This is a genomic window from Corynebacterium sp. HMSC036D03 (assembly GCF_001836185.1).
Classification (GTDB): domain Bacteria; phylum Actinomycetota; class Actinomycetes; order Mycobacteriales; family Mycobacteriaceae; genus Corynebacterium; species Corynebacterium simulans.
In genome coordinates this window covers 169,384-189,232 of sequence record NZ_KV827737.1, presented here as the reverse complement: position 1 = coordinate 189,232, position 19,849 = coordinate 169,384, and the positions used below count along the sequence as shown (strand labels likewise).

The following is a 19,849-nucleotide window of genomic DNA, read 5'->3' as shown; positions in this document are numbered from 1 at the left end:
AGCCAGCCCGCGTTGTGCGGACTGGCTAGGCGGTGCAGTGACTGCGAATATTAGCGGTGAATACCGGCCTTCTTGCGCAGTTCTTCACCAAAAATACTCTTCACGCCCTTAGCGCTTGCATCAGCTTCGGCGAAACCGTCGTACTTGGACTCACCTGCAAGCGTCGACAGCAGGAAGCCGGTGACCAAAGCGCGTGCGGTTTCAGTCGGGCCTGACTGGAACGCACCGGAACCGACGGCCAGTTTGAAGAGGCGATCCTCAGTGAAACCAGCCTGGGTGCCCTTGGCCAGCTCGCGGTAAGCCACCTCGCCGCCCCAGTTGTCAGCCAACTGCGCAGGGTTGCCAGCGCGGAAAAGATCCTCGCGCTCGGAACCGATAATCAGGCCCGGAGCCGTGATGGACTTAGCCGCTGCATAAGACGAAGGCGCAGTATCTGCCGGGTACAGCGCCGCTACGGCGCGAACCTTTGGGTTATCAACCGCTGCCAGCGCGGCGATGCCGCCGCCCATGCCGTGGCCGACGATGCCGAGCTTGGAAGGCGATACCGCGATGTTGCCCGTGCCCAGCTTGACGCCAGCTGCAATTTGCAGTGCAGATTCGACGTCCGCAGCGAGATTGCGGTGGCTCGGGTTAATACCCGTCTCCGTATCAGGGGCAACCACCACGATGCCCCAGCTAGCCAAATGGCGCAGGGTAGCGTGGTAATTCTTAACCTTCTTCGTCCAATCGTGGGCGAAGGCCACAGCTGGCAGGCCCTTGCCCTCAGCTGGGGTATAAACCTTGCCGTTGATGCCGGCATAAGAAAGATCGCCGACGAGGACGCGGTGGGGGCCACGCTTGGATAGAGTTCCTAGATGCTTCTTTAGATTCGCAGACACGTATTCCAGAATAGAGGAAGAAAGCACGGCGGCGGGGGATAAGCCATATTGATGGTTCAGAATGCGGGTTTTCTTTCGCGGTTAGCGGTGAGAGAAAAGCTTTAACTTTGCAGTGAAGAGGTTCCAATTCCTATGAGGTAGGATCGAGGCTTATGTGTGGAATTGTTGGATACGTAGGTCACGCATCCAGTGGCCGTGAATACTATGCCCTGGACGTTGTGCTGGAAGGCCTTCGCCGTCTTGAGTACCGAGGCTATGACTCTGCTGGCGTCGCAATGTACGTCGATGGCGAAATTAGCTGGCGCAAAAAGGCCGGCAAAGTTGCTGCCCTCGAAGCAGAAATTGCTTCCCGCCCTTTGCAGGACTCTGTCCTGGGCATCGGACATACCCGTTGGGCAACCCACGGCGGCCCGACCGACCTGAACGCCCACCCGCATGTAGTTGACGGCGGCAAGCTGGCAGTTGTTCACAACGGCATCATCGAGAACTTTGCTGAGCTGAAGGCCGAGCTGACCTCCAAGGGTTATAACTTCGTTTCCGAGACCGACACCGAAGTTGCTGCCACCCTGCTGGGCGATATTTTCCACAATGAAGCTGCAGGTGACCTCACCAAGGCGATGCAGCTGACCGGCAAGCGCCTGGAAGGTGCTTTTACCCTTCTGGCAATCCACTCCGAGCAGGCTGACCGCATTGTTGCCGCCCGCCGCGATTCCCCGCTGGTCATTGGCCTGGGTGAGGGCGAGAACTTCCTGGGCTCCGACGTCTCCGGCTTCATCGACTACACCAAGTCCGCCGTCGAGATGGAAAATGACCAGGTCGTTACCATCACTGCTGACGAAGTTTCCATCACTGACTACGAAGGCAACGCTGCACAGGGCAAGCCATTCGAAATCATGTGGGACGCAGCTGCCGCAGAAAAGGGTGGCTTCAACTCCTTCATGGAAAAGGAGATCCACGACCAGCCAGCTGCTGTACGTGACACCCTGCTCGGCCGCTTTGACGGCCAAGGCAAGCTGACCCTGGACGAGGTTCACATCGATGAGACGGTTTTGAAGTCCATCGATAAGATCATCGTCATCGCCTGCGGTACCGCTGCTTATGCAGGTCACGTTGCGCGTTACGCAATCGAGCACTGGTGCCGTATCCCAACCGAGGTCGAGCTGGCGCACGAGTTCCGCTACCGCGATCCGATCGTCAACGAGAAGACCTTGGTCGTCGCTTTGTCCCAGTCCGGCGAGACCATGGATACCTTGATGGCGGTGCGCCACGCCCGTCAGCAGGGTGCCAAGGTGATCGCTATCTGCAACACCCAGGGCTCTTCCATCCCTCGCGAGGCCGACGCTGCGCTGTACACCCACGCCGGCCCGGAGATCGCCGTTGCTTCCACCAAGGCCTTCTTGGCGCAGATCACCGCGACCTACCTCCTCGGCCTGTACCTGGCGCAGCTGCGCGGCAACATGTTCGCCGACGAAGTAAACGCGGTTCTGCAGGAGCTGCGCGATATGCCGGAGAAGGTCCAAGCAGTCATCGACAACGAGAAGCAGGTCACCGATCTTGCTAACTCCATGCAAAACGCCGAGTCCGTTCTCTTCTTGGGCCGCCACGTTGGCTTCCCAGTTGCGCTTGAGGGCGCGCTGAAGCTGAAGGAGATCGCATATCTGCACGCCGAGGGCTTCGCTGCCGGCGAGCTCAAGCACGGCCCAATCGCGCTCATTGAGGAGGGCCAGCCGGTCTTCGTCATCGTTCCTTCCCCGCGTGGCCGCGATTCCCTGCACTCCAAGGTCGTATCCAACATCCAGGAAATCCGTGCCCGTGGCGCAATCACCATCGTTATTGCTGAAGAAGGCGACGATGCTGTGGAGGCATATGCTAACCACGTCATCCGCATTCCACAGTCCCCGACGCTGATGCAGCCGCTGTTGGCCACGGTTCCGCTGCAGATCTTCGCCTGTGGCGTTGCCACCGCAAAGGGCTACGACGTCGACCAGCCGCGTAACTTGGCTAAGTCCGTCACCGTCGAGTAAAAGCTCGCTTTAAATCCGGAAGTACCCCTCGCCTTATGGTGGGTGCTTCCGGATTTTGCGTTTTAACCGCACGAGAAATCCGCGCCGCGTGCTGCTGCGTTAGTCCTGCACACCAGTGCAGTGGCACAATAGACCCATGCTTCGTACCAGAATCGACCTTGACGCCATCGCCCACAATGTTTCTTTGTTAAAGAAAAAGGTGGCTCCCGCGCAGCTCATGTGCGTGGTGAAGGCGGATGCCTATGGCCACGGCGTCAAAGAAGTCGCGCCAGTGATGGCGCGTGCGGGTGCGGATGCTTTCGGTGTGGCGACTTTCGAAGAGGCCATTGAGCTGCGGCGCAGCGGAATCGATCAGCCGATTGCGGCGTGGATTTGGGACTCCACGCAGGAAATCGCGGAGGCTTTGGCATGCCGCATCCACATTGCAGTGCCCTCCTTGGTACACGCGCGCCGCTTGGTGGAATCGGAGATTCCGGCGCAGGTTTATATCAAGGTTGAAACCGGTCTGCATCGCTCCGGCGTGGAGGAAGCGAACTGGGATGCTACTTTCGCATTGCTTCGCGACGCCCCGCAGGTCGAGGTTCTAGGCCTCATGTCGCATTTTGCGTGCGCGGATGAGCCAGATAATCCCTTCAACGACGAGCAGGAAGCTAATTTTCGCCGTGCGCTGGAGCTGGCCCGGGCTGCAGGCCTGGAATGCCCAGTAAATCACTTGGCCAATTCCCCGGCTGTTTTGGACCGACCTTCCTCCCATTTCGAGATGGTCCGTCCGGGCTTGGCTTGTTATGGCCTGGAGCCGATCCCCGGCCTCGAGCACGGCTTGAAGCCGGCGATGACTTGGGCGGCGAGCGTCGTCAACGTCAAGCCGATTCAGCCAGGCGAGGGCACCTGCTACAACCTCACGTGGAAGGCCGAGAAGCCGGGATTTTTGGCCACGATTCCGTGCGGATACGCCGACGGTTTGCCGCGCAACTTTCAGGGCAGGCTTAAGGTCGGCATCGGCGGCAAGCTTTACCCACAGGTGGGCCGCGTGTGCATGGACCAGATTGTCGTGGACTTGGGTGAGAACGAGTACGGCGTCGAGCAAGGCGACGAAGCCATTATCTTCGGCGAAGGCGGCCTGAGCGCGACGGATCTGGCGGAGGCCACCGGAACCATCAATTACGAAATCATCTGCCGTCCCACTGGCCGCACCGCCCGCCACTTTGAGGGAGGAATCGGGCATGCGTAGCCAGTTTCCGCAGCAGGGCCAAAAGCAGGTAGCTACTGCCGAAGCCGCCCGCGAGCTGGGAAAGGAACTGGGGGCGGCGCTTGAGGCTGGCGACCTCGTCATCCTCGACGGCCCGCTGGGCGCAGGCAAGACCACCTTCACCCAAGGCATTGCCGAAGGCATGCAGGTCAAAGGCCGCGTCACCTCGCCGACTTTCGTCATCGCCCGCGAGCATCGCTCGACCGTCGGCGGCCCGTCGCTCGTCCACGTCGATGCTTACCGCCTGCTGGACCACTCCGACGATCCCCTAGGCGAGCTCGACGCGCTGGATTTGGACACCGAGCTTGACGACGCCGTCGTCGTCGCCGAGTGGGGCGGCGGCTTCATGGACCAGCTCGCGGAGGCCTTTTTGCTGATCAACATCAACCGTGAGGCCGCAGACGATACTCGCGTGTTTACCTGGAACTGGGTAGGTTAACTGCCTTCTTGTAGGATAAGCGGGGTCAACTAACCCCCACATGACGTGCAAGGAGCGCTTTCAATATGACCAAGGTCGGTCAATTCATCACCACATTCCTCATCGGATTGTTCATCATCGCCCTGGGCGCGATGATTGCGCTGTCGAGCATGCGTGAGCAGCCACCCGTGGAGCGCACCCTAGAAAGCGCTGTCGACTCCCTCGATAAGACCAACTTGACTGTCAGCGCCGTCGCTCCGAGCGAGGTTCTGGGCCGTAACTGGCAGGGCATGACCACCATCTGCGCTGGCACCAAGTTGGATGAGATCAAGAAGATGTACGGCATCGACCCGCAAGCCTTGGGCATTGATGAAGACGTCGACGCGGACACCAACTACTTCGTTGCCATCGGCGGCAACAATGAGTTCTACGCAGAGAAGCTCAACCGCGAAAAGATCGACCTGTGCCCGACGGGCCAGCCGTTGCAGCCTGCTGCCACCCAGTCTCTGCTGCCATTTATCAAGGAAGGCGATACCTGGAAGCTGGGCGCCTAATGCTGGTTTTAAGCATTGATACCGCAACGACTGACCTGGTTACCGGTGTAGTAGATACCGAATCCGGTGCGGTCAGCGAGCGGATTATCACCGATACCCGCGCGCATAACGAGCAGTTGATTCCCACTATCCAGCGCCTGCTGGAGGAAAAGGGAATGGGCTTTGCCGATTTGGACGCAATCGTCGTGGGGTGTGGCCCGGGCCCGTTTACGGGTTTGCGCGTAGGCATGGCCACCGCATCCGCGCTTGGCGACGCCCTCGGTATCCCGGTCCACGGCGTCTGCTCCCACGACGCCATCGCTGCCGAACACGGCGCGGATAGGCGCATCCTCGTGGCAACCGATGCACGGCGTAAGGAAATCTACTGGGCGACCTATGCAGAAGGCGTGCGGGTGGAAGGCCCGGGCCTCGTCAAGCCGGGCGAGATAGCCGTGGAGGTGGAAGCGGTAGTTATCCCAGGTAACCTGGTTGAAAAGCTGCCCGAGGCCCTGCAGGCGCTGCCGCACGTGGCGGCGAATCCGCGCCCGGCCGGTTTGGTTGCCGTCGCCGACCTTTCCGCGACGCCAGCTCCGTTGACCCCGCTGTACCTGCGTCGTCCAGACGCCGTGCCGCCGAAGCCAAAGCCGCGCTCAGCCGCCCTTCCCGACATTTCCGGGCTAAGTCTGTGAAGCTGCGCGAACTAACCGCCGTCGATGCGCAGCGCTGCGCGGAGCTGGAGAAAGTGCTTTTTGCAGGGGAGGGGCCGTGGCCGGCGGAGGCTTTCGTGCAGGAAATCGCACACGGCCACACCTTTTATCTAGGCGTGGAAGACGAGGACGTATTGGTTGGTTATGCCGGCATCGGCATGATGGGACCTGTTACCGACCCGGAATTCGAAATTCATACCATCGGCGTCGATCCCGCGATGCAGCGCCGTGGGGTGGGCAGGATGATGATGGATAACATCGTCTATATCGCTGACCTGAAAGATGCCCCGGTTTTTCTCGAGGTTCGTGTGGGCAACGATCCCGCCATTTCCATGTACGAAGCCTACGGTTTTATTAAGACCGGCATCCGCCGCAATTACTATCAACCTTCAGGCGCGGACGCGCACACTATGTTCCGCCCGCGTAAAAGCGAAAGGACCGCGAAGTGAAAATCCTCGGAATCGAGTCTTCCTGCGACGAAACCGGTGTAGGAATCATCGAGCTGGACGCGGATGGCCATATGGAAATCCTGGCTGACAGCGTTGCCTCGTCGATGCAGCAGCACGCTCGCTTCGGCGGCGTGGTTCCGGAGATCGCCTCGCGTGCCCACCTGGAGGCTATGCCGCAGGTGATGCGCGCAGCACTGGAGGAGGCGGGGATTTCCAAGCCGGATGCCGTTGCCGCGACGGTGGGGCCGGGCCTGGCGGGTGCCTTGCTGGTGGGCGCTTCCGCGGCGAAGGCCTATGCGGCCGCCTGGGGCGTGCCTTTCTACGGCGTCAATCACTTGGGCGGGCACGTAGCAGTGGCCAACCTCGAAGGTGAACAGCTGCCGCACGCAGTGGCGCTTTTGGTCTCCGGCGGCCACACCCAGCTGCTTGAGGTTGAGGCGGTGGGAAAGCCCATGAAGGAATTGGGCAGCACGCTTGACGACGCCGCCGGCGAAGCCTACGACAAAGTCTCCCGCCTTTTGGGGCTGGGCTATCCGGGAGGACCGGTCATCGACAAGCTGGCTGCGCAAGGCGAGGCCAACATCGACTTTCCGCGGGGCCTTTCGCGTGCGGAGGATCTGCGCGGCGTGCATCGCCATGACTTTTCTTTCTCCGGCTTGAAGACCGCCGTGGCGCGGTACGTGGAAAAGGCGGAGAAGGAAGGACGCGTCGTATCCATCGAGGATATTTGCGCTTCCTTCCAGGAGGCCGTGGCGGATGTGCTGACCGCGAAGGCCGTGCGGGCCTGCCAGGACACCGGCGCCAAGGTGCTGTTGCTGGGCGGTGGCGTGGCTGCGAATTCGCGCCTGCGGCAACTGGCGGCCAAGCGTTGTGAATCGGCGGGCATCGAGCTGCGGGTGCCGCGTTTTAAGCTGTGCACCGACAACGGCGTGATGATTGCGGCCGTAGCGGCGCAGCTTATTCATGAAGGGGCGGAGCCTTCCGGCCTGGCGTGCGGCACCGATACCCAGCTTGAGGTTGAAGTCCCGCTCGTTAGCGCAGACTAACGTTCACCAAAAGTTTGCCTTCCTCCGGATGCGGGGTAGTTAAAGCGACGGTAATGTGCGGAAGCGATATTGCCCTACTGGCTATTGAAGGAGCCTTACCCCATCATGACCACCGGTTTTCTCGTTAATCCAGATTTGACCCGCCGCAAGATCGAATTCGATCTTGAGCACGCCAACCAGTTCCTGGGCGGCACCACCGAAGACCGCGTCGCCGTCGTGTTCCAAGACGACGGTTCCACCTATGCCGCGCTTTTTAACCCCAATGCCAAGGCGGAGGGCGCGGAGCCGAATCCGGTTGCCTCCCTGGCGCGCAATGCTGCCGATACCGGTAACTCGGCATTCCTGCAGGACCCAATCCGCGCTATTAGTGGTCCGGTCATCTTCGTCGAAGCAGACGGTGAGTCTGAGAACTTCGACGAGGTCATCGAGGCAGTCGAGCACGGTATCCGTGCCGTTAGCAATTACCGCGAAGACTACCCAGAAGAGTATGGCCTCTGGCGCGCGGCGGTCATCAATTCTGAAAAGTCCGTCTAAGTTTTATAGGCTTCGCCGCGCCTCCGGAGTTTGTTGAGGGTTAGCAGTCGCAAGGGTAGAGTGCTAGGAAGGTTGTTTGACCCACAGTTGTTCACCCGCGACGACGGCTGTGCTGGACATCCACAACCGGCACATACAACTAACTGATTCAAATTTCGGAGGAATCACCATGGCAAACATCAAGCCACTTGAGGACAAGGTTCTCGTCCAGATCGTAGAAGCAGAAACCACCACCGCTTCCGGCCTGGTTATCCCAGACTCCGCTAAGGAAAAGCCGCAGGAGGCTACCGTCATCGCCGTCGGCCCAGGCCGCACCAATGACAAGGGCGAGGTCGTTCCGGTCGGCGTCAACGAGGGCGACACCGTAATCTTCTCCAAGTACGGCGGCACCGAGCTGAAGTACGACGGCCAGGAGTACCTCCTGCTGTCCGCACGTGACCTGCTCGCAGTCATCGAGAAGTAGGCCTTCATGCCAAAGCTGATTGCATTTGACCAGGAAGCTCGCGAGGGCATCCAGCGCGGCGTTGACACGCTTGCCGACGCAGTCAAGGTCACCCTCGGCCCCCGCGGCCGCAACGTTGTGCTGTCCAAGGCCTTCGGCGGCCCCACCGTCACCAACGACGGCGTGACCATCGCCCGTGACATCGACATCGAGGAGCCTTTTGAGAACCTCGGTGCACAGCTGGTGAAGTCCGTGGCCGTGAAGACCAACGACATCGCCGGTGACGGCACCACCACCGCAACCTTGCTCGCGCAGGCGCTCATCTTTGAAGGCCTGCGCAACGTTGCCGCTGGTGCCAACCCAGTTGAGCTGAACCGCGGTATCGCTGCGGCGGCGGAAAAGACCGTCGAAGAGCTGATGAAGCGCGCAACGCCGGTGAACTCGGCGTCGGAAATCGCGCAGGTGGCAACCGTTTCCTCCCGCGACCCAGAGGTCGGCGAGATGGTCGCCGGCGCCATGGACAAGGTGGGCAAAGACGGCGTTGTAACCGTCGAGGAGTCCCAGTCCATCGAGTCCTCCGTGGACGTAACCGAGGGCATTTCCTTCGACAAGGGCTACCTTTCTCCGTACTTCGCTACGGAAGAAGAGACCTACAACGCAGTGCTTGACGACGCAGCCATCCTCCTCGTCCGCAACAAGATCTCCTCTCTGCCGGACTTCCTGCCGCTGCTGGAGAAGATTGCTGAGTCGTCGCGTCCTACCTTGATCATCGCGGAAGATGTGGAAGGCGAGCCGTTGCAGGCACTCGTTGTTAACTCCATCCGCAAGGTGCTCAAGGTTGCCGCCGTGAAGGCCCCGTACTTCGGCGAGCGCCGCAAAGGCTTCATGGATGACCTGGCTGTTGTCACCGGCGCCACCGTTGTGGACCCTGAGGTAGGCATCAACTTGAACGAGGTTGGCCTCGAGGTGCTGGGCTCTGCCCGCCGCGTGACGGTTTCCAAGGAAGACACCGTCATCGTTGACGGCGCTGGCGAAGCTAGCGCTGTGGAGGAGCGTCGCGAGCAGCTGCGCCGCGAAATCGAGCGCACCGATTCCACCTGGGATCGCGAGAAGCTCGAGGAGCGTCTGGCGAAGCTGTCCGGCGGCGTTGCCGTCATCCGCGTCGGCGCTGCTACCGAGACCGAGGTCAACGAGCGCAAGCTGCGCGTCGAGGACGCCATCAACGCTGCCCGCGCGGCCGTCGATGAGGGCGTCATCGCAGGCGGCGGTTCCGCACTCGTGCAGATCTCCAAGGAACTGGAAAAGTTTGCCGAGGAGTTCGAGGGCGAGGCCAAGACCGGCGTGCTCTCCGTATCCCGCGCGCTGACCCGTCCGGCTTACTGGATTGCGCAGAACGCTGGCCTGGACGGTTCCGTCATCGTTGACCACGTTTCCGCACTCGAGAACGGCCACGGCTTCAACGCCGCCACCCTGGAGTACGGCAACCTGCTGGAGCAGGGCATCATCGACCCAGTTAAGGTCACCCACTCCGCAGTGGTTAACGCCACCTCCGTTGCTCGCATGGTTCTGACCACCGAGGCATCCGTAGTGGAAAAGCCAGCTGAGGAAGAAGCTCCCGCTGCTTCTCATGGCCATCACCACTAATTTTTAGCCGCGAATCACCCCGGGTCTCCCACGTGGAGGCCCGGGGTTTCGTCTTAGGATGGCTAGGTGCACAATCAAGAATTCATCCGCGTTGTCGGCGCGCGCGATAATAATCTCAAAGAGATAAGCGTCGATATCCCTAAGCGGAAACTCACCGTGTTCACCGGTGTCTCTGGTTCTGGCAAGTCCTCTCTCGTATTCGGAACCATCGCTGCAGAATCTCAGCGGCTTATCAACGAGACCTACCCGGGTTTCGTGCAGGGCTTTATGCAATCCCAGGCCCATCCCGACGTCGACGAGCTCAGCGGCCTTACCGCCGCCATTGTGGTGGGGCAGGAGCGGATGGCAGCCAACTCGCGTTCCACTTTCGGTACCGCAACGGATATCACCGGCGCTCTGCGCGTGCTTTTCTCGCGCATTGCCTCTCCGCGCGTGGGCGGCCCGGCGGCGTATTCCTTCAACGTTCCTTCCGCAAGCGGGCAGGGTGCCATCGAGGTCAACGGCGTGAAAGAGGTTCGCCGCTTCGAGCGCACGGGCGGAATGTGCCCGACCTGCGAGGGCACGGGCCGTGCCTCGCAAATCGACCTGAAAGAAGTCGTGGACGAGTCCTTGAGCCTCAACGACGGCGCCATCTTGTATCCCGGCATGAAAGTCGGATCTTGGCTGTGGAAGGCCTACGCAGAGTCGGGCTTGTACCCGGCAGATAAGCCGGTCAAGGATTTCACCGAGGAGCAAAAGCACGCGCTGTATTACCTGAGCGACGTCAAGACCAAAATCAACGGCATCAACATGAGCTACCAAGGTCTTGTTGTGCGCTTGCAGGCCTCCGTGCTGTCGAAGGACAAAGATAGCCTCCAAAAACATATGAAGGCCTTCGTGGAACGCGCAGTGGTCTTTGCGGATTGTCCCGACTGCGGCGGCACACGTCTGGCGCAGCATGCCCGCGAATCTTTTATTGCGGGCAAGTCCATCGCCGACGTCTCCGACATGGAGCTTGCAGAGCTCGACGAGTGGCTTTCTGCCATCGACGCCCCGTCCGCCGCGCCGCTGCTGGCCTCGATTAGGCGCTCGGTGGCTAATGCGGTGGAAATCGGCTTGGGCTACCTTACCTTGAGTCGTGCCACGGGCATGCTCTCAGGCGGCGAGGCGCAGCGCACCCGAATGGTCCGTCACTTGGGCTCCGCGCTTACCGACGCCACCTATGTCTTCGACGAGCCCACCGCCGGCCTGCACCCGCATGATATCGCCCGGATGAATAAACTCCTGCTGCAGCTGCGCGATAAGGGAAACACCGTTCTCGTGGTGGAGCATAAACCGGAGACCATCGCTATTGCCGATTACGTCGTCGACTTAGGGCCCCGCGCTGGCAGCCAGGGTGGGGAAGTGGTCTTTACCGGTTCCGTCGATAAACTGCGCGAGGCGGATACCTTAACCGGCCGCCACCTAGCGGACCGCGCCCAGTTCAAGGAAGAAACTCGCACTCCTTCGGGCGCCATCGAAATCCATAACGCCCAGCGCAACAACCTACGCGGCATCGACGTAGACATCCCGCTCGGGGTGCTCAGCGCGATTACCGGCGTGGCCGGTTCCGGTAAGTCCTCGCTTTTGGCGTGCCTGCCAGAAGAAGTCCAAGAACGCATCTTCTTCGTCGACCAAACCCCGATCAAAGGCTCGCGTCGCTCCAACCCCGCGACGTATACCGGCGCGTTGGACTCCATCCGCAAGGCGTTTGCGAAGGCGAACAGTTTTGAAAGCGACGTCGTCAAGCCTGCCCTGTTTTCTGCGAACTCCGAAGGCGCGTGCCCAAATTGCAATGGTGCGGGAGTCATCTACGTGGAATTCGGATTCATGGACGGCGCTGACGTGCCGTGTGAGGTCTGTGAAGGCAGGCGCTTTTCCGAAGACGTGCTGCGTTACGAGCTAGGCGGCAAAAACATCGCCGACGTATTGGAAACGCCAGCTGCTGAGGCTGCGGCTTACTTCGCGGAAAATAAAGTTGCCGCTGCGAAGAAGGTCTGTGAGATCCTGGTCGCCGTGGGGCTGGGATATATCACCTTGGGCCAACCACTCAACACTCTTTCCGGCGGTGAGCGTCAGCGCCTGAAATTGGCCGTCCACATGGCGGACAAGAAGGCGCAGGCTGATGTTTTGGTGTTGGATGAGCCATCGACGGGCTTGCACTTGGCGGACGTCGATAAGCTGCTCGAATTCCTCGACCACCTGGTCGAGGAAGGCAACACCGTGGTGTGCGTGGAACACCACCTAGCTGTGGTCGCACACGCGGACCACATCATTGATTTAGGCCCCGGGGCAGGCTCCGCAGGTGGCGGGTTGGTTGCCGCATGCAGCCCTCGCGAACTCGCCGGCAACGCCTCCTCTGTGACTGGGCGTTACCTCGCTGAATATGTGGCCTAAACGGTGACCGTAGCGCGGGTGCGCAAAGCAGCCACGCGCTCGGATTCGCTCATGCCGCCCCACACGCCGTACGGTTCCGCGGAACTTAGCGCATGCTCGCGGCATAGCTCGAGGACCGGGCAGGACTGACAAATTGCCTTAGCGCGGTTCTCACGTTGGGCGCGAGCGCGGCCACGCTCGCCGTCTGGGTGATAAAACACGTCCGAATTCTCTCCTCGGCATGCACCCTGCAGCTGCCAATCCCAAAAGTCAGCGTTAGGGCCGGGAAGTGAATGGGGCTGAGACATGTTCAAAACTCCTTTAGTAAATACCCTGCGCGCATGAATTCGCACAATGGAGGAATAAGACGATATAGAAGTTTCGACGCACGTGGTAAACGAATGGTTACCGGATTGTTTCCCCTATATGGATTCTTTACGCGGAGGGCATTTTTAGCGGGTCTGAACTGCACGAACAGCAAAGGTAAACGGTGTATGAACTTTTGGCGCGCCGGGAGTAAAAGGATATAAATCCACCCGAACGGGCTAGGGTGTAAGAACCAAGGCGAAAACTAAAACAGTAAACCCCAAGGAAAGCCCCAAGGAAAAACAGTGAGCGATACCGATAAAGAGCTAGCGGACCTCGTGCCGCTAGCTGCTGACGGCAGCCGTCGCGCACTCCAGAAGATCATGCGGATTATCCACCCGCAGGTGCTGCGCTACTGCCGCGCACGCATCGGCGGCGGGCGCCAACCCACGCCAGAAGATGTCACGCAGGAAATCTGCCTCGCTGTTGCCACATCCATCGACTCTTACGAGGACAAAGGCCGCCCGTTCATGGCCTACGTCTATGGCATTGCCTTCAACAAGGTCACCGATGCGCACCGCGCCATGGGTCGAGACCACTCCAACCCCGCCGAGGAAGTCCCGGAAAGCGCGGCCAAAGACGCAAATCCAGAGGAATCTGCGCTGGTCACGGATGGTAGTAACAGAGTGCGGGAGTTGCTCGATACATTAAGTGACAAAGCTCGAGACATAGTCATCTTGCGCGTGTTCGTGGGCCTTACAGCCGAGGAGACTGCGGAAATCGTGGAATCTACACCGGGTGCGGTACGCGTGGCGCAGCATCGAGCATTGGCACAACTGCGCAAGGCTATCGGCGCCTCTGGTCAATAGCGCAAGCGCGTATCTTCTCAAATCTCATATGTCCATATCTCATTCAAGGAAGGGAGGCCATCATGGCGAAGAAGGATGAGCCACAGCTCAATATCTCTGAGCAACTGCAGCCTTTGGTCGACGATGACGCATTCCTGACTAGCCTTTCTCAGGGCCAGGACCCTTCTGCTGGGGAAGACGAGTTGGCGGGCTTGCTTCTCGAGCTGCGTGACGACGTCGAAAAGCAAATGCCGCCAGCTCCGGTTATCGAAGGCGCCGACGAGGAAGCTGAGGTTATCTCTCTGGCCGCGGCCTCCAAGAGGCGTCGTTCGCGGCCTTTCGTCAACGGCCTAATTGGTGCAGCGGCGGCGACCTTGGTCATTGCCGGTACTGGTACTGCCGTCTACAACGCAGGCCCTGGTTCTCCGCTCTACGACGTGCACAAGTCCATGTTTGGCAGCTCGGATGCTTCCTCCGTGGAGCTTGCAGGCACGCTCGAGGAAATGGACCGTCGTTCCGCAAATGGCGACATGGCCGGCACTCGCGAATTGCTTAATGAAGCGCGCCGTATCATCGACGAATCACGCAACTCGCAGCCGGAGCCTACCTCCGCGGAAAAGCCCTCGGCCACGCCGGCTACCAAGCCATTCCCCGCAGCGCGTTCTACGGTAACTGCGACGGAGACCCTGGAAAAGGAAGTCCCAGCATCTAGCCCAGAGCCAGCGCCGGTAACCGTAACGGAATACCAGACCATCACCTCTACGGTTGTGGCTCCGGATACGCCCTCGCAGGAAACTGGCGAGCAGACCGAACCAACTTCAGTCGCCACGGACACCGCTGAGGGCCAAGGCCCTGATGGTTACCTCGGCGAAAACCAGCAGCAGTAAACCAGCAGTATTAAAAAATTCCCTGCCTCACAGCGAGGTAGGGAATTTCTTTTTAACGGGCGTCTAGGCCGTCCATGTAGCCGAGCGCATAATCCCACGGAACATAGCGCGTGGGGTCCGGCTGCGCGCCTGGCTCGTGTACCGGGGCGAGTTCGCCGTCCAAAGTGGCGCGCATGTTTGCAGCCATGATGTCCCACTCGTAGAAGTGGTTTTCTTCGCAATCCTCGCACAGAAAGAAGATGCCGTCGATTCCGCGCGGGCCCAGCACGCGTGCGAATTCCTGCACCAAGGCGAGGTCGTGGATGATAGCCAAGCGTTCTTCCTCGGACAAAGGTATGACCTGCTCGTCTTCCTCCAGGAAGGAAGCGGGATCATTGGGATCGTCTGCGAATGGGTCGCGTGGCATATTGGCGAAGAAGTTCACCTTTGCGAGCCTATAAACTTCTACCCCCTTTAGGCAATTCCTCATAGGGGCTTGCATACCTTTCTTACGGGGCGGCCCGGCTACCATTCGGGGTGCTTTAAGCACTACAGTTGTGGTTACCGCGAAACCATCTTGGCCTTATTTAAGGAGTGTCCTTAACCCATGAGCGATAATCACATTCTCACCGGCGGCGATGACCCAAACAAGGTAGCCCTGTACGGCTTGACTTTTGATGACGTTCTGCTGCTGCCGGCAGAATCCAACATCGTTCCGTCCGAGGTGGATACCTCGGCGCAGTTCACCCGCAACATTCGTCTCGGCGTTCCGCTGGCTTCTGCCGCCATGGATACCGTTACCGAGGCGCGCATGGCAATCGCCATGGCACGCCAGGGCGGTATCGGCGTCCTGCACCGCAACCTGTCCACTGAGGATCAGGCAACCCAGGTGGAAATCGTCAAGCGCTCTGAGTCAGGCATGGTGACGGACCCTGTTACCGCTAGCCCGGATATGACCATCCAGGAAGTCGACGAGCTGTGCGCACGCTTCCGCATTTCTGGCCTGCCGGTCGTCGATGACAAAGGCACCTTGCTGGGCATTTGCACCAACCGCGATATGCGTTTCGAGCCGGACTTCGGCCGCAAAGTCTCCGAGATCATGACCCCTATGCCGCTGGTTGTGGCCAAGGAGGGCGTGGCCAAGGAGGAGGCGCTGGCGCTGCTTTCTTCCAACAAGGTTGAGAAGCTTCCTATCGTCGATGATGACAACAAGCTGGTTGGTCTGATCACGGTCAAGGACTTCGTAAAGACCGAGCAGTTCCCGAACTCCTCCAAGGATTCCTCCGGACGACTGCTGGTGGCAGCGGGTATCGGCACGGGTGAGGAATCCTATGCTCGTGCAGGCGCGCTTGTCGACGCCGGCGTTGACGTCCTCGTCGTCGACTCCGCTCACGCGCACAACAACCGCGTGCTGGAGATGGTTTCCCGTGTACAGAAGGACTTCGGCTCCAAGGTCGACGTCGTAGGCGGCAACCTCGCTACCCGCGAGGCGGCGAAGGCCATGATTGAGGCCGGCGCGGACGCTATCAAGGTCGGCATCGGCCCAGGCTCCATCTGCACCACCCGCGTCGTCGCGGGTGTTGGTGCTCCGCAGATTACGGCCATCATGGAAGCTGCGGCGGTGGCTGGTCCAGCTGGCGTGCCGGTCATTGGCGATGGCGGCATGCAGTACTCCGGCGACGTCGCCAAGGCATTGGCTGCCGGTGCAGATACCGTCATGCTGGGCTCCATGTTTGCAGGCACCACCGAGGCGCCTGGCGATATCGTCGTGGTCCAGGGCAAGCAATACAAGCGCTACCGCGGCATGGGCTCCATGGGCGCTATGCAGGGCCGCGGCCTTACCGGCGAGAAGCGCTCCTACTCCAAGGACCGCTACTTCCAGGCCGACGTTAAGAGCGAGGACAAGCTGGTTCCGGAGGGCGTCGAGGGTCGCGTTCCTTTCCGCGGTGACATCGATGCCATTGTGCACCAGCTCATCGGCGGCCTGCGCGCTTCCATGGGCTACACCGGTTCGGCCACCATCGAGGAGCTGAAGACCAAGCGCTTCGTCCAGATCACCGCGGCGGGCCTGAAGGAATCTCACCCGCACCACCTGCAGCAGATCATCGAAGCTCCGAACTACCGCTAAACGAATCTTTCGAGGAAAGAGAACATGCGCGATTACGTTGAAATCGGTATCGGCCGTGAGGCACGCCGTACTTACGATCTTGATCAGATCTCCTTGGTCCCTACCCGCCGTACCCGTTCTTCTAAAGACGTCGACACCACTTGGAACATCGACGCCTATACCTTCGATACCCCGCTGGTTTCCCACCCAACCGACGCGTTGGCTACGCCCGAGTTCGTCATCGAGATGGGCAAGCAGGGCGGCTTGGGCGTCATCAACGCGGAGGGCCTGTGGGGCCGTCACGCGGACCTAGAGGCAGCCTTGGCGAAGGTCACCGAGAATCCTTTTGACCTTTCCACGCTGCAGGAGCTGCATGCAGCGCCGCTGAATGAGGAGCTGTTGTCAGAGCGCATCGCACAGGTGCGTGACTCCGGCGTGACCGTGGCGGTGCGTGTTTCGCCGCAGCGCGCGCGGGAATTGGCACCGGTGGTCATCAAGGCGGGTGCTGAGATCCTGTTCATCCAGGGCACGTTGATTTCCGCGGAGCACGTCCAGCAGGGCGGGGAGCCGCTGAACTTGAAGGAGTTCATCGGTTCCATCGATACGCCAGTTATCGCTGGCGGCGTGGCTGATTACACCACCGCATTGCACCTGATGCGTGCTGGCGCTGCCGGCATCATCGTGGGCTCTGGCGTTAATACCAACGCCGAGACCGTGGGCATCGATGTGCCGATGGCAACCACCATTGCCGACGTCGCTGCCGCTCGCCGCGACTACCTCGACGAGACCGGCGGCCGCTACGTGCACGTGCTTGCCGACGGCGACATCTACACCTCCGCTGACATCGCCAAGGCGATTGCCTGCGGCGCTGATTCTGTGGTCTTGGGCCCGGTTTTGGCCCGCGCTGCAGAGGCAGGCGGAAAGGGCTACTACTGGCCGTCGACGGCTGGCCACCCGCGTTTCCCACGCGGCGTCATCGAGGCTGCGGACATGGACCTCATCGCGGCAGGATACGCGCCGTTATCGGAGCCGGAGCAGGTTTCGCTCGAGGTCATCTTGCACGGCCCGTCTAATGAGCCACACGGCCAGCTGAATCTGGTCGGTGGGCTCAAGCGTGCGATGGCTAAGTGCGGCTACACGGATCTGAAGTCTTTCCAGAAGGTTGGCCTGGCAGTACGCTAACCGACCTTTGCCCGACTGCGGCGGTGTGCCTTCCTTGGCACCCGTCGCAGTTTCGGTTTTGTGCCGCGCGCAAGCACCATCGTCTGTAGTACCGAGGCCATGATAATCAGCGCGATGGCCGCGTAGAAGAAGCCGTTCATCATGCCCAGCGAGAGTCCGAGCGCGGCTGCGGCGAGCCACTGCTCGCGGTCCCAGGTGCCGCCGTCGTCGAAAAGCTGCACTGCGAGCGCCGCACCGAGCTGCAACGCCTCGGAACCGTAACCGCAGTGGCGGAAGCTTTGCGGTACACGTACTCCGCTATCTCGCAGCAACTCGCGCACTGCGAACGTGACGTCGGGCGGCGTATCCGGCTTACCGAGCAAGGTGAGATTTTGGCAGAATATGCAGGTCGAATGCTTGCGCTTTCCGACGAAGCGGAGTCCCGCGTCCTCGCCTCGACCTCACTCGTGCGCGGAACTATCCGAGTGACGAGTTTTCAGACGGCAACGTCCGCGCCGCTTTAACCACGGCAACGCAGCACGCGCTCGCCCGCGCGCCAGAGCTCGAAGTGTAGCGGCCACCGCTTCCCACAACGAACTGGGGTACCCGTATTTAAAGGCGGTTCAATGGGCTAGACTGTAGCGCGTGACTAACCCAACCACTACTCCGCGTCCAGTCCTCGTTGTGGACTTTGGCGCTCAGTACGCGCAGCTCATCGCACGTCGCGTCCGTGAGGCCAACATCTACTCCGAGGTTGTTCCCAACTCTGCCACCGTGGAAGAAATCAAGGCCAAGAATCCGGTCGCTCTGATTCTCTCCGGCGGCCCGTCTTCTGTTTATGCGGACGGCGCTCCTTCTCTGAAGCCCGAGCTGCTTGAGCTGGGCATCCCGGTCTTCGGCATCTGCTACGGCTTCCAGGCTATGACCCAAGCGCTCGGCGGCAAGGTCGCCTCGACTGGCTCTCGTGAATACGGCCGCACCGACGTCAACGTTTCCGGCGGCGTCCTGCACCAGGGCCTCGAGGCCACACACAAGGTGTGGATGTCCCACGGCGACTCTGTCTCCGAGGCTCCGGAAGGCTTCGAGGTTACTGCCTCCTCGGCGGGTGCGCCGGTGGCGGCTTTTGAGTGCCTTGAAAAGCGCATGGCAGGCGTGCAGTACCACCCAGAGGTACTGCACTCGCCGCACGGCCAGGAAGTGCTTACCCGCTTCCTCACCGAGGTCGCAGGCCTCGAGCAGAACTGGACCGCAGACAACATTGCGGAGCAGCTCATCGCTGATATCCAGAAGCAGGTTGGTCCGGAAGGCCGCGCCATCTGCGGCCTGTCCGGCGGAGTGGACTCCGCTGTGGCTGCCGCGTTGGTGCAGCGCGCTATCGGTGACCGTCTGACCTGTGTCTTCGTCGACCATGGCCTGCTGCGCGCGGGTGAGCGTGAGCAGGTGGAGAAGGACTTCGTGGCGTCGACAGGCGCAAAGCTCGTCACCGCAGACGAACGCGAGGCGTTCCTTGCCAAGCTCGCCGGCGTTACCGAGCCGGAGGCCAAGCGTAAGGCAATCGGTGCGGAGTTTATCCGTTCCTTCGAGCGTGCTGTTGCAGGCGTGCTTAACGACGCCCCCGCAGGTTCCTCCGTTGACTTCCTCGTCCAGGGCACGCTGTACCCGGACGTCGTGGAGTCCGGCGGCGGTGACGGTACGGCGAACATCAAGTCCCACCACAACGTGGGCGGCCTGCCTGACGACGTCGAGTTTGAGCTCGTCGAGCCGCTGCGTCTGCTGTTCAAGGACGAGGTGCGTGCCGTGGGCCGCGAGCTGGGCTTGCCCGAGGAAATCGTGGCGCGCCAGCCGTTCCCGGGCCCGGGCCTGGGCATCCGCATCATCGGCGAGGTTACTGAAGAGCGTTTGGAGACCTTGCGCGAGGCAGACCTCATCGCACGTACCGAGTTGACCAATGCTGGCCTAGACGGTGAGATCTGGCAGTGCCCGGTGGTACTGCTTGCCGACGTCCGCTCCGTCGGCGTTCAAGGCGACGGCCGCACCTACGGCCACCCAATCGTGCTGCGTCCGGTGTCTTCTGAGGATGCCATGACCGCAGACTGGACCCGCCTGCCTTATGACGTGTTGGAGAAGATCTCCACCCGTATCACCAACGAGGTCAAGGACGTCAACCGCGTGGTCTTGGATTGCACCTCCAAGCCGCCAGGAACCATCGAGTGGGAATAATCCCGCCCGCCCCGCAGCGCCTC

The 19,849-nt window shown here is 60.6% G+C and carries 21 protein-coding genes; 17 read left to right on the top strand and 4 right to left on the bottom strand.

The window, feature by feature from the left end; translation table 11 throughout:
- Window positions 1-50: 50 nt before the first annotated feature.
- Window positions 51-878 carry a dienelactone hydrolase family protein gene (locus HMPREF2692_RS05620; RefSeq protein ID WP_061920822.1) on the bottom strand — a complete coding sequence of 276 codons (828 nt, stop codon included), beginning with the start codon at window positions 876-878 and terminating at the stop codon, window positions 51-53.
- A gap of 152 nt (window positions 879-1,030) precedes the next feature.
- Between HMPREF2692_RS05620 and glmS the strand changes: the two genes are divergently transcribed.
- The 11 genes from glmS to HMPREF2692_RS05565 all read left to right on the top strand — a co-directional run bounded on the left by glmS (window position 1,031) and on the right by HMPREF2692_RS05565 (window position 12,339).
- Window positions 1,031-2,902 (top strand): glutamine--fructose-6-phosphate transaminase (isomerizing), encoded by a 1,872-nt coding sequence (glmS, locus tag HMPREF2692_RS05615; protein ID WP_061920595.1) that lies wholly within the window; start codon window positions 1,031-1,033, stop codon window positions 2,900-2,902.
- A gap of 136 nt (window positions 2,903-3,038) precedes the next feature.
- Window positions 3,039-4,133 (top strand): alanine racemase, encoded by a 1,095-nt coding sequence (gene alr, locus HMPREF2692_RS05610; protein WP_061920597.1) that lies wholly within the window; start codon window positions 3,039-3,041, stop codon window positions 4,131-4,133.
- The gene (tsaE, locus tag HMPREF2692_RS05605; RefSeq protein WP_061920598.1) at window positions 4,126-4,590 is read left to right on the top strand and encodes a tRNA (adenosine(37)-N6)-threonylcarbamoyltransferase complex ATPase subunit type 1 TsaE; all 465 of its coding nucleotides are present in this window, start codon (window positions 4,126-4,128) and stop codon (window positions 4,588-4,590) included. The genes alr and tsaE overlap by 8 nt, the downstream gene beginning before the upstream one ends.
- A 65-nt stretch (window positions 4,591-4,655) precedes the next feature.
- Entirely contained in the window at window positions 4,656-5,123 is a 468-nt protein-coding gene (locus tag HMPREF2692_RS05600; RefSeq protein WP_061920600.1) for a hypothetical protein, read from the top strand.
- On the top strand, window positions 5,123-5,791 hold the full coding sequence (gene tsaB, locus HMPREF2692_RS05595; protein ID WP_070823061.1) for a tRNA (adenosine(37)-N6)-threonylcarbamoyltransferase complex dimerization subunit type 1 TsaB: 669 nt from the start codon (window positions 5,123-5,125) through the stop codon (window positions 5,789-5,791). Before HMPREF2692_RS05600 ends, tsaB begins: the two co-directional genes overlap by 1 nt.
- On the top strand, window positions 5,788-6,258 hold the full coding sequence (gene rimI / locus HMPREF2692_RS05590) for a ribosomal protein S18-alanine N-acetyltransferase (RefSeq protein WP_061920604.1): 471 nt from the start codon (window positions 5,788-5,790) through the stop codon (window positions 6,256-6,258). The genes tsaB and rimI overlap by 4 nt, the downstream gene beginning before the upstream one ends.
- On the top strand, window positions 6,255-7,304 hold the full coding sequence (gene tsaD / locus HMPREF2692_RS05585) for a tRNA (adenosine(37)-N6)-threonylcarbamoyltransferase complex transferase subunit TsaD (protein ID WP_070823060.1): 1,050 nt from the start codon (window positions 6,255-6,257) through the stop codon (window positions 7,302-7,304). The genes rimI and tsaD overlap by 4 nt, the downstream gene beginning before the upstream one ends.
- A gap of 105 nt (window positions 7,305-7,409) precedes the next feature.
- Window positions 7,410-7,838 (top strand): hypothetical protein, encoded by a 429-nt coding sequence (locus HMPREF2692_RS05580; RefSeq protein WP_062042197.1) that lies wholly within the window; start codon window positions 7,410-7,412, stop codon window positions 7,836-7,838.
- A gap of 163 nt (window positions 7,839-8,001) precedes the next feature.
- On the top strand, window positions 8,002-8,301 hold the full coding sequence (gene groES / locus HMPREF2692_RS05575; RefSeq protein ID WP_269465448.1) for a co-chaperone GroES: 300 nt from the start codon (window positions 8,002-8,004) through the stop codon (window positions 8,299-8,301).
- 6 nt (window positions 8,302-8,307) lie between these two features.
- On the top strand, window positions 8,308-9,924 hold the full coding sequence (groL, locus tag HMPREF2692_RS05570; RefSeq protein ID WP_062042194.1) for a chaperonin GroEL: 1,617 nt from the start codon (window positions 8,308-8,310) through the stop codon (window positions 9,922-9,924).
- Between the two features lie 66 nt (window positions 9,925-9,990).
- Window positions 9,991-12,339 (top strand): ATP-binding cassette domain-containing protein, encoded by a 2,349-nt coding sequence (locus HMPREF2692_RS05565; protein ID WP_070497816.1) that lies wholly within the window; start codon window positions 9,991-9,993, stop codon window positions 12,337-12,339.
- On the opposite strand, the gene HMPREF2692_RS05560 is transcribed toward HMPREF2692_RS05565, so the two are convergent.
- Window positions 12,336-12,626: a WhiB family transcriptional regulator gene (locus HMPREF2692_RS05560; RefSeq protein WP_061920616.1), complete on the bottom strand. Its 291-nt coding sequence runs from the start codon at window positions 12,624-12,626 to the stop codon at window positions 12,336-12,338. The two genes, HMPREF2692_RS05565 and HMPREF2692_RS05560, sit on opposite strands and share 4 nt — an antisense overlap.
- Before the next feature lie 303 nt (window positions 12,627-12,929).
- On the opposite strand from HMPREF2692_RS05560, the gene HMPREF2692_RS05555 reads away from it, so the two are divergent.
- Window positions 12,930-13,493 (top strand): sigma-70 family RNA polymerase sigma factor, encoded by a 564-nt coding sequence (locus HMPREF2692_RS05555; protein WP_061920618.1) that lies wholly within the window; start codon window positions 12,930-12,932, stop codon window positions 13,491-13,493.
- Window positions 13,494-13,555: 62 nt separating this feature from the next.
- Window positions 13,556-14,359, top strand: coding sequence for a hypothetical protein (locus tag HMPREF2692_RS05550; protein ID WP_210385628.1), 804 nt, complete (start codon window positions 13,556-13,558; stop codon window positions 14,357-14,359).
- Window positions 14,360-14,411: 52 nt separating this feature from the next.
- On the opposite strand, the gene HMPREF2692_RS05545 is transcribed toward HMPREF2692_RS05550, so the two are convergent.
- The gene (locus tag HMPREF2692_RS05545) at window positions 14,412-14,783 is read right to left on the bottom strand and encodes a DUF5319 domain-containing protein (protein ID WP_070432349.1); all 372 of its coding nucleotides are present in this window, start codon (window positions 14,781-14,783) and stop codon (window positions 14,412-14,414) included.
- A 162-nt stretch (window positions 14,784-14,945) separates the two neighbouring features.
- On the opposite strand from HMPREF2692_RS05545, the gene guaB reads away from it, so the two are divergent.
- Both guaB and HMPREF2692_RS05535 read left to right on the top strand, forming a co-directional pair.
- Window positions 14,946-16,466, top strand: coding sequence for an IMP dehydrogenase (gene guaB / locus HMPREF2692_RS05540; RefSeq protein WP_062042188.1), 1,521 nt, complete (start codon window positions 14,946-14,948; stop codon window positions 16,464-16,466).
- Window positions 16,467-16,490: 24 nt separating this feature from the next.
- Entirely contained in the window at window positions 16,491-17,627 is a 1,137-nt protein-coding gene (locus HMPREF2692_RS05535) for a GuaB3 family IMP dehydrogenase-related protein (protein WP_070432348.1), read from the top strand.
- Here HMPREF2692_RS05535 and HMPREF2692_RS13540 read toward each other — a convergent pair.
- On the bottom strand, window positions 17,624-17,989 hold the full coding sequence (locus HMPREF2692_RS13540; protein WP_062042182.1) for a hypothetical protein: 366 nt from the start codon (window positions 17,987-17,989) through the stop codon (window positions 17,624-17,626). The genes HMPREF2692_RS05535 and HMPREF2692_RS13540 overlap by 4 nt on opposite strands.
- Before the next feature lie 9 nt (window positions 17,990-17,998).
- On the opposite strand from HMPREF2692_RS13540, the gene HMPREF2692_RS13490 reads away from it, so the two are divergent.
- Both HMPREF2692_RS13490 and guaA read left to right on the top strand, forming a co-directional pair.
- The gene (locus HMPREF2692_RS13490; protein WP_256374585.1) at window positions 17,999-18,130 is read left to right on the top strand and encodes a hypothetical protein; all 132 of its coding nucleotides are present in this window, start codon (window positions 17,999-18,001) and stop codon (window positions 18,128-18,130) included.
- Between the two features lie 121 nt (window positions 18,131-18,251).
- Window positions 18,252-19,826, top strand: coding sequence for a glutamine-hydrolyzing GMP synthase (gene guaA / locus HMPREF2692_RS05525; protein ID WP_062042179.1), 1,575 nt, complete (start codon window positions 18,252-18,254; stop codon window positions 19,824-19,826).
- The last annotated feature ends 23 nt before the right edge of the window (window positions 19,827-19,849 follow it).